Source organism: Spirulina sp. 06S082 (assembly GCF_034932145.1).
GTDB lineage: Bacteria > Cyanobacteriota > Cyanobacteriia > Cyanobacteriales > Spirulinaceae > CCY15215.
Map to the genome: position 1 here is coordinate 1 of NZ_JAYGHV010000170.1, position 12,100 is coordinate 12,100.

The following is a 12,100-nucleotide window of genomic DNA, read 5'->3' on the forward strand; positions in this document are numbered from 1 at the left end:
TCTTTTTGGTCGGACATTTTATCTGGCGAGAATCACCAATTCTGCCTATCTAGGCACACTTGGGTGCATTGGCTTTTTCAGACTAGCACAATTTCAATTAAACTGACTCCCTTGGGTCGGTTTTATTGGCGGGTCAAAATTCATCTCGCCGTTAAGCCTGTCGGCTCTAACGGGAGTCCTCTTTTGACATTTAAGATAGGAACAATGCCAAAATCATTCCCCAATTGTTGCAAACTCCTTCTATATCCCCACATTCCGGGATTTCGTCGCCCGCAGTGAGGACAAGTTTTGACTTCGACAGCGACAATTTTAGAACAGGAGGGACAGCTAACCGGACCACTGGTTTGACGTTTGAGCATCCAAACTTCTCAATTCTGGAGGAATATTCGTATCTTAGCGCGAGTTTGAGAGGGGTAGGATCGGCTGTTTTTTCTTACCTAAGCTACTTAAGCGCGATCGCCGTCGTTGGCTATGTTTGAGAATAATTTGCCCGTATCGCAGCGATCGCCTTAATGACCAGCGAGGAAATTTTAGCCGCCATAAATGTTGAATATATTCGAGATATTGTTTAACGGTGACTTTACTTTCCCCTTCAGTACGTTCTTGAAAAATGTAACCCACTTCTTGAATATACTCAATTTTGCCGCGACCGAGAACTTCTAGCAAAATTTTATAGCCCGTCGGGTTCATCTCGCGTCCTTGAATGGCATCGCGACGCAGGAGAAAATAACCGCTTAAGGGATCGGAAACGCGACCTACTACTTGAGGAACCAGTATGAGTCCCAAGAGTTGAGCGCCCCGAGAGAGAATGCGACGTGCTAAACTCCACTCACTCACACCACCTCCTGAGATATGACGACTGGCGACGGCAAGATCGGCTTTGCGTTCCATTTTCTCGTATAGTTGTAAAAGGGTTTCTGGCGGGTGTTGCAGGTCTGCATCAATGACTCCCAATATTTCACCCCGAGCCATTTGCCAGCCGCGTATCACTGCCGTTGAGAGTCCTTTTTCGTTTTGGCGGCACATCACTTTGAGTTGAGGGTAGGATTTCGCGACCTCTAAGGCGATTTCCCCAGTGCGATCGGGACTATTATCGTCAACAATAATTAACTCGTATTGGTTGGGGATTTTGCGATCGAGTAAGTGAGTTAATTGTTTGACAATCTTTCTAATATTTTGGCTTTCTTTGTAGGTGGGAATAATCAAGGAAAATTTTAATGGTTTCTCTTGCGCGAAGAGGAAGGTAGCACCCGGAATCAAGAATCGTCCACTGGGGACGGGTAGAAGAGACTGAGACATTCTTTTGAATGGTATTTTGTTATGGCTGCGATCGTTGCCCCTCAGAATACCACAAGCACCCTGAGAAAATTCTGTAACTGTCTCAGGAGGCCAACGCAAATTGCAAGGAAATGCTCAAAATCTAAAATATATTAGAGGACTTTAATTTTTGCGATCGCCCAATCATCTTGGGATTCATCCCATACTAAAGAAAAACGAAGTGTTTGAGGGGTAAAATTACCTTTTTTCATCTGATAATCGTAACTAATATTAACTTCTGAAGCATCGGATCGAGAATCCACAAGATTTACATTTTTGATAGCAACGCGATCGACGCTATCCCACCAGTTGTAATAATTAACATATCCATCGGGATGAAGTCTGGGATCATTTTTAATACTTGATGGCAGCATTTGCCAAGCTGACTCATATTGTTCTGAATTGATATAAGAATAATATCGTGTTACTGTTTCTCTTGGATCGGGGCGATCTCTAAAATTGCTATTATTTTGAAGATTGTTGGATTGAGAAGATTGAGGATTTTGCTGAGAATTTCCTGATTTAGAATCCTTGCTTTGTTCGGATTCAACAGCAGAAGGACGAGTTAAAATCAATCCTGCAATGATACCAAAACAAGCCAACCCTCCGATAATTAAACTGCTGATAATTGTGTTATTATTACTTTGTTTCGGTGCAGAAGTTGGCGCAACTGCAATGGTTGCAGAAGGTATTTGTATGGGAGGAACTTGAACGGGAGGAACGAATGCTACAGTGGGAGAACTGGAAACATTTTCAGACTGTAGTGCAGCCAACATTTCTCTGGCTGTAGAAAAGCGATCGCGAGCATGAGATTTCACGGTTTTATCTAAAATATCCCCCAAACTCGGACTGATATTTAAAGCCAATTCTCGCCAAACAATTTCTCCCGTTAAGGGATCGGTTGTCAATGCTTGGGGAACTTTTCCGGTTAATAAATAAATTGCTGTCAGTCCCAAACTATATAAATCGCTAGAAAAAACAGGCCTACCAATACTCTGTTCTGAAGGCATAAAACCGGGGGTACCAATAACAATAGAACTGGTGGGAGTTCCTGATGAAGTCATCACTGTTCCCATTGTTTCTCGCACTGCCCCAAAATCAATCAAAACAGGCTTATTATCAGAACTGCGGAGAATAATATTATCGGGTTTAATATCGCGGTGTATGATGCGTTTATCGTGGATATAAGCCAACGTAGGTAATAAATTAATCAATAAATCTCGAATGCGGCTTTCACTAAAAATTCCCTGTTGTTGTAATTGTTGATTCAGTGTTTTCCCTTCAATATATTCTTGTACTAAATAAAACTCTCCTCCCGATTCAAAATAGGCATAAAGCGAGGGAATTTGCGGTTGTCCTTCTCCTAATTCTTCCAAAATTGCGGCTTCTCGTTGAAAACGTTCTTGTATAATTTGGTAAGTTTTCGGGTCATTATTTGTGGGTTTGAGCAATTTGACAACACAATAACGTCCCGAGGGCATTTGTGTATCTTCTGCCAAAAAAGTCTCCCCAAATCCTCCTTTACTGATAATTCTGAGGATATTATAGCGATCGTTTAAGAGTGCTGATGTCATGGTGATTCTCTCAATAAAATTTTCTCTAGAATTTCATTAGTAATTTGCCAGGGTTGACAAAATTGTACGATACTATCCGGAGAAATTTCAATATTCTTAAGTTTCATTTTGTATCATTTCTCCCTTAAAGTGTGAAGTCGCGATCGCAATTTCGTTCCTATCCTCTAAAATAGTGACCAAATCCAGCAAACATAAACTATGTCTTCTGTAAAAAGTCCTCATCGCACGGTTGTTGGCGATCGCCCTCAAATCATTCTCAATAATCAAGGTCAGGTTTTACCTCCCCTACAACTTACCGCAGACCGACATATTTTAGGTCGCGATCCCAACCGTGCGGATCTGATAGTACCTGGAGATTGGGTCGTTCTTTCGAGCTGCCATGCTATTTTAGAACGAAGAGAACAGAACTATTTCATTTATGATGGGGATGGAATCAATCCCAGTAAAAACGGCTTATTTATCAATCATACTCGCATTACTCACACCCAAGGTTATTGTTTGCAGGATGGGGATGAATTGAAAATCGGACAAAATACGACTAATTTTATTACTTTAACCTACTATAGTTCCAGTTTCCAACCCAGCACGGCTAAGTCCCTCCAAAAATCGATTTCCCTGAACAAAAATCTCACAACTATCGGACGAGAATCGGGGATTGATTTAACCCTTGATTCTCCTATTGTTTCCCGTCGTCATGCCGTTGTAACAATCGATAAAAGCGGACAATATATCATTAAAGATTATAGTACCAATGGTACTTTTGTTAACGGTCAAAGGGTTAATGGCGCTCTCGTTCTTCCTCCAGGTGCAAGCATTCGCATCGGTCCCTATTTATTACTGTTACAAGGGGATCGACTGGTTATTGGAGATAAGGGCGATCGCATTCGTTTAGATGCTTATCAATTGGTGCGAGAAGTTGAGGATAAAGGAGGGAAGAAAAAGATACTCCTCGATGATATTTCCCTTCCTATCGAACCGGGACAATTAGTAGCTTTGGTGGGGGGAAGTGGTGCGGGGAAATCAACATTAATGCGAACGTTATTGGGTGTCGATCCGACAACAACAGGAGAAGTCTTTTTAAATGGAGAAAGTTTACGGACTAATTTTAATATCTATCGTACCCAAATTGGTTACGTGCCTCAAGATGATATCGTTCATCGCGATTTAACGGTGGAGGAAGTATTAACTTATGCCGCAAAATTGCGCTTACCTCCCGATACTAATATTGAAGAGGCGATCGCGAAAACCCTGGAAGAAATTAAAATGTCTCACCATCGCCAAACATTAGTGGGAAAATTGAGCGGAGGACAGCGAAAACGGATTAGTATTGGGGTCGAATTATTGGCAGATCCAAAGCTATTTTTCCTCGATGAACCTACATCGGGACTCGATCCAGGGTTGGATAAAAAGATGATGGAATTGCTGCGAGATTTAGCCGATCGCGGACGCACAATTATTTTAGTCACCCATGCAACCAGTAATATTAATTTATGCGATCGCATTGTTTTTCTGGGACTGGGAACCCAACGCAGAGGAGGAAAACTTTGTTATTTTGGAACCCCTCAAGAGATTCTTAAATTTTTCCAAGACAATTGTTTTTCTGAGATTAAAGATTTATCCGATATTTATAATCACTTAATAGAAGAAGACCATGTAGATCGCGCTAAATACCAATTTAAAAACTCGGATTTTTATACTCAATACATTACCGATCGCTTAAGTATCGAGAGTCATGCTAATCTCGAAAAACCACCGAAACAAAACAAACAATCCTCCCTACAACAACTCATTCTCTTCTCTCGTCGTTATTTCCAATTATTAATTCGCGATCGCGTTAACTTAGGATTAGCACTTCTCACTGCACCGATCGGGATTATTTTAATTACCCTTGCATTAGGAGAGAAAAACCCACTTATTTTAGGTGCAGAAGACGATCCTACCCTTGCACCTTTAGCATTGCGTGTCTTATTTGTCTTTACCTGTGCAGCGATTTGGGTAGGATTATCGAGTAGTTTACAAGAAATTGTCAAAGAAACAGCAATCTATATGCGAGAACGTTTGGTAAATTTGCGTTTATTCTCCTATTTAGGCTCAAAATTAGGAGTTTTGGGAGGATTGGCACTTTCTCAGACTTTACTCATGGCGATCGCAATTTTAGTCTGTTTTCAATCTCCCGAACCCGAGTTAATTCCTTGGAGTTTGGGGATAGGAATTACAACATTTCTAACTCTTTTAACCTGCACGAATTTAGGATTAATGATTTCTGCTTTGGTTAAAAATAGCGCTCAAGCAAACAGCGCATTACCGTTGCTATTACTCCCACAAATTATCTTTTCTGGGGTATTATTTAAAATGGAAGGCATCGGTCAGTATATTTCATGGTTTATGTTGAGTCGCTGGTCTGTGGGGGCTTATGGTGCTTTAGTAAATGTTAATGCTATGATCCCCGAACCAACTCAATTACCCGATGGAAGTACGGTTTCGCAGCCTTTTGAAGCAACTAGCGTTTACGATCCAACTTGGGAAAATTTGGCTTTAAATTGGGGCATCTTGTTCCTTCATGCTGCTATTTATTTTGGGGTGACTTGGTGGACGCAGAAAAGTAAAGATGTGTTGTAATTTGGCGATCGCGAGGATCGCAAGTCACAAAAGCATCAGAATAATAATAAAACTCGTCGGTATAATTGACTTTAACGTTTCCAGCAATGTTAATATTAGTTGTTGACTCAAGAGAAATGATAATATTGAATGAGGAGTCGATTTTCAATGGAGATAATAACAAATTATGCAGGCTCTAGATTCTAAAACACCAATTCAATTACCAGATCATACACAACTACCTTGTGAAGACGGGACATTTGTGAAAAACTTCCAAGAACATCCCCAAAGTATCCTTTTAACCGAATCAATTTGGGGGAAACTACAAGAAATTCACCCCGATCGCCAATTTTGTATCGGTCAAGATAGTGGCATTTACTGGCGTATCACTGAGCCACCCCAAAAGGGAGCAGAAGCACCAGATTGGTTTTATGTACCCAATGTATCCCCAACTTTAGAGGGGAAAATAAGACGCTCTTATGTCTTATGGCAAGAGTTAGTTGCTCCTTTAATCGCGATCGAATTCGTATCGGGGAATGGTGCGGAAGAAAGAGATAAAACCCCTTATCAAGGTAAATTTTGGGTGTATGAAAAAGCAATCCGCATTCCTTTCTATGGAATTTATGAGGAAAAGAAGGCTTCCCTAGAAATGTATCACTTAATTGCAGGAAAATATCAGTTAATGTTTCCCAATGAGCGGGGACATTATGTGATTGAGGGGATGGGTGTTGAGTTAGGAATTTGGCAGGGAATTTACAAAAATATGGATTTACCTTGGCTACGATGGTGGGATTTTCAAGGCAATCTTATCTTAACGGGAGAGGAACGTGCTGATGGAGAAAAACGGCGTGCTGATGGGGAAAAACAGCGTGCTGATGAGGAAAAACTACGTGCTGATGAGGAAAAACTACGTGCTGATGGGGAAAAACTACGTGCTGAACGATTAGCCGCAAAACTGCGAGAATTGGGTGTAGAACTGGAATGAATCACTTAAATAAGGCTTACCCAGTTAGGGAGTGAGATGCTCCCTAGCTGCGATCGCCATTTTTAGGGGGTTTTTTGTAAATCTGGGCGTTCTTCCGGCACGATCGCCCCTTCTACTGGACAAACCTGCAAACAGATACCACAATCGATGCAAATTTCAAAATCAATCCAAAACCAATCCATCCCTTTCCCATTCTTACCGGGACCGGGATGAATGCAGGCAACGGGACAAGCTGTGGCGCAATCCGCTACGCCTTCACAAGTTTCTGTAACAATAGTGTGGGACATTTTAAACTTTTTCTAAAAACCAATCATTAACAATTGTAAAGGCGATCGCCTCCCCAAATTTCCTCCGCAAGCAGGAAACGTAAAAACAATTTAACAAAAAGCTAAGAATTATCTTAAGATTAGGGCAGTAAAGAAAATTTTTTGGTAGTAGACACCAAATTTAGACACTCAAACAAAAATTAGGAGGATATTTTATGGCGCTCGTACCTATGCGGCTGCTCTTAGATCACGCGGCGGAAAACGGTTATGGAATCCCAGCTTATAACGTCAACAATATGGAGCAAATCCTCTCCATTATGCAGGCTGCTGAGGAATCCAACAGCCCCGTCATTCTTCAAGCCTCTCGCGGCGCTCGTTCTTATGCTGGGGAAAACTTCCTACGCCACTTAATCCAAGCGGCAGTAGAAACCTATCCTCATATTCCCATTGCCATGCACCAAGATCACGGCAATGCGCCTTCCACCTGCTACACGGCAATGCGCTACGGCTTTACCAGTGTCATGATGGATGGCTCTTTAGAAGCTGATGCTAAAACCCCCGCTAGTTTTGAGTACAATGTTAGCGTTACGGCTGAAGTCGTAAAAGTCGCTCACTCGATTGGAGTCAGCGTTGAAGGCGAACTCGGTTGCTTGGGTTCTCTCGAAACTGGAATGGGGGAAAAAGAAGACGGCCACGGTGCGGAAGGTGTACTGAGCAAAGAACAACTGCTCACAGACCCCGACGAAGCTGTTGAATTTGTAGAACGCACTCAAGTAGATGCTTTAGCTGTGGCGATCGGCACTAGCCACGGTGCTTACAAGTTTACCCGCAAGCCTACTGGTGAAATCCTCGCTATCAGCCGCATTGAAGAAATTCACAGCCGTTTGCCTAATACCCATTTGGTGATGCACGGTTCTTCTTCTGTTCCTGCTGACTTAATTGAGATTATCAATAAGTATGGTGGCACTATTCCTGAAACCTATGGGGTTCCTGTTGAGGAAATTCAAAAGGGAATTAAGAGCGGTGTTCGCAAGGTAAATATTGACACAGACAACCGTTTGGCAATCACTGCAGCCATTCGTAAGGCTGCTTATGAAGATACCAAGAATTTTGACCCTCGCCATTTCCTCAAGCCTTCTATTAAAATGATGAAGGATGTTTGTTTGGCTCGTTATCAAGCCTTTGGTACGGCTGGTCATGGGACTAAGATTAAGCAAGTTACGTTAGATGAATACGCTCGCAAGTATGCAAGCGGTGAATTGGCTGCTAAGGTCAAAACGGCTGTTGCAGTGTAATTGTCTAACAATTATTAGGTATCAGAAATATCAGTGAATCGTTGAATAGTTCGCCGATATAATTGATGGCCGAAATGGTAAAATTTTCTCCTACTCTCTCAATTGAGGGAGTAGGGGAATATTTTTTGGCAGGTGAAAAAAGTAAATTTTTGTAAAGAAATGAGATAAATTTCCTAAATCGCTTTTCTTGTGAATGGGGACAATTAGCAATCTGGTGTCTGGAGTAAATTCATGAACTATTTTGGGATTGTTATGGAATTTTTGCGCGATCGCATTAAGTTCCTACAAAATGTTCGTAATGGCAAGCATTTGGAGAAATATATTATTTCTTTTGTCTTATGTAGCGCTTTCTTTTTTGCCATCTACGGCGGCATTATGGGGTCATTTAGCGGCGGTTTGCAAGCGATCGCCTCAGCGATCAAACTGCCTGCACTCTATCTCTTAACCCTTTTAATTTGCCTTCCTGCACTCTTCTTTTTTAACGTTGTTTCCGGATCGAAGCGGACATTTCTACACTATTTCTGTTTGCTATTAGCCTCCATGTCTGCTATTAGCGTGATGTTATTCGGTTTTGCACCGATTGTTCTCTTTTTTCGCCTTTCTATCAACGATTATCTCTTTTTTACGCTTTTAAATATTGTTGTTTTAGCTGCTTCTAGTTTTATTGGGGTGCAATTTTTTTACCGCAGTATGCACTTTATCAACGATCTACAAGGAAAACAGAAGATACGGAGTATTTCTGCGGTCAAAGGTTGGTTAGTTCTTTATGGATTTGTGGGTAGTCAATTAGGATGGACATTGAGACCTTTTTTTGGCGTACCTGGTGCAGAATTTGAATTTTTTCGTCCGGTTGAAAGCAACTTTTATGCAGCACTTCTGCAAATATTTGGGAAAATTTTGGGCTTGTATTAAGAATTAAATTAAGTCTCTATCTTTTAGATTTGGGGAAAGAACAGATGAATCATTTTGCGGTTTTAATGGAGTTTCTGCGCGATCGCCTTCAATTCCTTGAAAATATTCGTGACGGCAAATATATCGAGAAATATATTCTTGCTTTTGCAGTTTGTAGTTCTCTTTTCTTGGGACTGTATGGCGGTATTTTAGGGTCTTTTAGTGGCTGGTTACAAGCAATTTCCTCAGCGATTAAACTTCCTGCACTATATTTACTTACCTTGTTAATTTGTCTCCCTTCTTTATTTTTCTTTGATGTCGTTTGCGGGTCAAAACGGACATTTTGGCAATATTGTTGTCTCCTTCTTGCTTCTATGTCTGTTGTTAGTATTATGTTATTTGGATTTGCCCCCATTAGTCTCTTTTTCCGTCTTTCTATGAACGACTACAATTTCTTTAAATTGTTAAATGTTGTCATTTTGATCGTCTCGAGTTTTGTGGGAGTTCAGTTTTTTTATCGCGGGATTCTCTTTATTAACGATATTGAAGGAGTTCAACGCAAACGCAGAGATATTTCCGTGAAAGCATGGTTAGTTTTGTATGGGTTTGTGGGAAGTCAATTAGGTTGGACATTGCGACCGATCTTTGGTTCTCCAGGGAAGTCTTTCGAGATTTTTCGTAATCTTGAAAGTAATTTTTATGCCCATCTCGTTCATATTATCAGTCAGTTTTTTGGCATAAACTAAGAGTTGGGGTGGGTTCTGTCCACCCTGTAAAATTGTTCAGAAGTTATGCTTTATTTTCTAGAAACAATGAAAGAATTTAATCAAGAATTTCACGAACTCAGCATTACATCCCAAGAATTAGAGGAAATTATCCATATTGACGCGATCGCCAATATTGCCATTGACTTCTATCGGGGAGTTATGCAGAAAAAAGGGAAATATTTAGTTTCAACTTTATTGACAGAATTGGGATTGATGGCGATCGCGATCGTTCTCATCTTACCCACAACAGCAATCGTTTTACAAGCATCGGGAACGCGCGATCGCGATCTCGTTTTTCCTCTATTTACAATCTCATTTTCTTTAATTGGGTTAATTTTATTGGCATTTAATCTCTATTGTTGGCAAAAAGCAAAACAACTTAAATCTTTAACTCATCTCCTCAGTGAAATCGAAAAATATAATCGCGTCGTTCATTCCGTTACCTTTGTCGATCGCCTCAATTCCCTCAAATCTTCAGATTCTCAACCGGAACAAAATCGTTTAGAAACTTTTGAACTCCTGCAAACCATTCGTCATAGCTTAATTACCGCATTGAATGTCGAACAGTTGATGCGAGAACAAACCCAGTGGATCGCCAGTCGCTACGAACTCCTTGCAACCTTAGAAAGCGATCTTGATATTTTAATGGCATTTACAGCCAGACATGATGAGAATGATAACAGTCAACTATTCAACGAAGCACTGCAAATTGGCTTGAACGTTCATAAAGAAATCAAGAAATTTCAGCGCGATCGATAAGGAGAAAGAGATATTAAGTTATTATTTTCCACTTCTGGCGAAGAAAATATTAATATTTTCTAAAATTTTCTCGCATTCCCCAGTCTGAGTAAATCCCTGTAAGCGCTTATATTTCGTCAATCTTCACATATTTTATCGATCTTCAGCCAACTAGGGAATATTATGATGAAGGCAGGGGCATTTACTATCCCTTTTTCCGTTCCCCGTTCCTTCCCCGGCCAATAACTGGTCAAACCAATTGTAACTCTAAAAAGGATTATGGCGAGTGGCAAAGTTTTGATTCTCGATGACAACCATGCGACAAGAACGCAACTTCGGGAATTTTTACCAAAAGGGCAATACGAAATTAAAGAAGCAACTGATGGAGAAGGGGGTCTATCCCTCATTCAACAGGAACGCTCGAATATCCGTTTTATTATTTTAGACTCAGCCTTGCCAAAAGTGAATGGCTGGGACGTTTTAGAACAGCTTCAAGCAGATGCGGAACTGCAAAAAATCCCCCTAGTGATGATGACGGAGTTAAACGATTTTCCTATCTCGTCTCATCCGATGGTGGAATTTTTACAGAAACCCTTTGAGAGACAAGAATTGCGGACAGTTGTTAAAAATGCCGTTGGGAAGGCGATTTCTGTTTATCAGGATATACTGCGCGATCGCGAGGAAGAATCTCTTACTTCTCAAGGCGATCGCGAATCTGTTGAGGAAGAATCTCTTACTTCTCAAGGCGATCGCGAATCTGTTATCGAACCTACTGTCGATCTGGATAATATTTTTGAAACTTTTGTTGAATCGGAACGCAACGATCCTGAATCTAGTCTATCTTACCCCGAAGACGAGGCGATCGCGCAGCCGCGATCGGAGGAACAAGAACTCGATTTTTCCTTTGATACAACAGGTACAGAGGATGCGATCGATCGAGATGAAATGACAGCTTTAGGATTAAATTTTCCCGCTTTGGATGCTGTTATTTTACCAGTAGAAGAACGTATAGATAATCAAGAAGATGGTGTTCAAGAACAGGATTTTTCTTTCGATACAACGGGTACAGACGAAACAATTGATACAAGTGAATTAGATGCTTTGCAGCAAGAGGAAGAATCTCCGCAAAAACCAGATGAGAAAAATAATGTAGAAGTTTTAGATATAAGTTCACCTTCTTTAGAAAAACAAAATAAAAGGAGTGAATCTTTTGATTTTTACTCCGACTCTATATCGTCAATAATTGATGAAGAAAAAGCAGAGATAGATGAATTTCCTTCTTTAGATATTGATTTATCAGCAGAAGACTTAACTCCAGAGATAGATGGATTTCCTTCTTTAGATATTGATTTAGCAACAGAAGATTTAACTCCAGAGTTCGATGAATTTCCTTCTTTGGATATTAGCCTATCACCGGAAGACCTAACTCCAGAGATCGATGAATTCCCTTCTTTGGATATTAGCCTATCACCGGAAGACCTAACTCCAGAGATCGATGAATTCCCTTCTTTGGATATTAGCCTATCATCGGAAGACCTAACTCCAGAGATCGATGAATTCCCTTCTTTGGATATTAGCCTATCATCGGAAGACCTAACATCAGAGATCGATGAATTCCCTTCTTTAGATATTAGCCTATCATCGGAAGATTTTGAAGAAGATAATTCAA

Annotated in this window: 10 protein-coding genes and 2 pseudogenes; 7 read left to right on the forward strand and 5 right to left on the reverse strand. The window is 40.7% G+C overall.

All coding sequences use genetic code 11. The annotated features are described in order from the left end of the window. Window positions 1-140: 140 nt before the first annotated feature. The 3 genes and pseudogenes from VB714_RS12635 to VB714_RS12645 all read right to left on the reverse strand — a co-directional run bounded on the left by VB714_RS12635 (window position 141) and on the right by VB714_RS12645 (window position 2,891). Window positions 141-359, reverse strand: coding sequence for a hypothetical protein (locus VB714_RS12635; protein WP_323224659.1), 219 nt, complete (start codon window positions 357-359; stop codon window positions 141-143). A 124-nt stretch (window positions 360-483) separates the two neighbouring features. Further along, window positions 484-1,299 (reverse strand): annotated as a pseudogene (locus VB714_RS12640) (polyprenol monophosphomannose synthase); the annotation flags it as partial. Window positions 1,300-1,430: 131 nt separating this feature from the next. After that, window positions 1,431-2,891: a serine/threonine-protein kinase gene (locus VB714_RS12645; RefSeq protein ID WP_323224663.1), complete on the reverse strand. Its 1,461-nt coding sequence runs from the start codon at window positions 2,889-2,891 to the stop codon at window positions 1,431-1,433. Window positions 2,892-3,089: 198 nt separating this feature from the next. On the opposite strand from VB714_RS12645, the gene VB714_RS12650 reads away from it, so the two are divergent. Continuing rightward, window positions 3,090-5,510, forward strand: coding sequence for an FHA domain-containing protein (locus tag VB714_RS12650; protein WP_323224665.1), 2,421 nt, complete (start codon window positions 3,090-3,092; stop codon window positions 5,508-5,510). Between the two features lies 1 nt (window position 5,511). Here VB714_RS12650 and VB714_RS27420 read toward each other — a convergent pair. Continuing rightward, window positions 5,512-5,595: pseudogene (locus tag VB714_RS27420) on the reverse strand (Uma2 family endonuclease); the annotation flags it as partial. Between the two features lie 81 nt (window positions 5,596-5,676). Here VB714_RS27420 and VB714_RS12655 point away from each other — a divergent pair. Further along, window positions 5,677-6,474 (forward strand): Uma2 family endonuclease, encoded by a 798-nt coding sequence (locus VB714_RS12655; protein WP_323224667.1) that lies wholly within the window; start codon window positions 5,677-5,679, stop codon window positions 6,472-6,474. Window positions 6,475-6,536: 62 nt separating this feature from the next. Here the strand turns inward: VB714_RS12655 and VB714_RS12660 are convergent, their stop codons facing one another. Then, complete coding sequence (locus VB714_RS12660; RefSeq protein ID WP_323224669.1) at window positions 6,537-6,761, reverse strand: ferredoxin family protein; 225 nt, start codon at window positions 6,759-6,761, stop codon at window positions 6,537-6,539. 194 nt (window positions 6,762-6,955) lie between these two features. Here VB714_RS12660 and fba point away from each other — a divergent pair, with 194 nt between their 5' ends. The 5 genes from fba to VB714_RS12685 all read left to right on the forward strand — a co-directional run. Beyond that, window positions 6,956-8,035: a class II fructose-bisphosphate aldolase gene (gene fba, locus VB714_RS12665; protein ID WP_323224671.1), complete on the forward strand. Its 1,080-nt coding sequence runs from the start codon at window positions 6,956-6,958 to the stop codon at window positions 8,033-8,035. Window positions 8,036-8,266: 231 nt separating this feature from the next. Beyond that, complete coding sequence (locus VB714_RS12670; protein ID WP_323224673.1) at window positions 8,267-8,947, forward strand: hypothetical protein; 681 nt, start codon at window positions 8,267-8,269, stop codon at window positions 8,945-8,947. Between the two features lie 44 nt (window positions 8,948-8,991). Further along, the gene (locus VB714_RS12675; RefSeq protein ID WP_323224675.1) at window positions 8,992-9,672 is read left to right on the forward strand and encodes a hypothetical protein; all 681 of its coding nucleotides are present in this window, start codon (window positions 8,992-8,994) and stop codon (window positions 9,670-9,672) included. Between the two features lie 66 nt (window positions 9,673-9,738). Next, on the forward strand, window positions 9,739-10,452 hold the full coding sequence (locus VB714_RS12680) for a hypothetical protein (RefSeq protein WP_323224677.1): 714 nt from the start codon (window positions 9,739-9,741) through the stop codon (window positions 10,450-10,452). A 258-nt stretch (window positions 10,453-10,710) separates the two neighbouring features. Further along, window positions 10,711-12,100 (forward strand): response regulator (locus VB714_RS12685; RefSeq protein ID WP_323224679.1); only part of this gene is annotated, 1,390 nt, incomplete at its 3' end.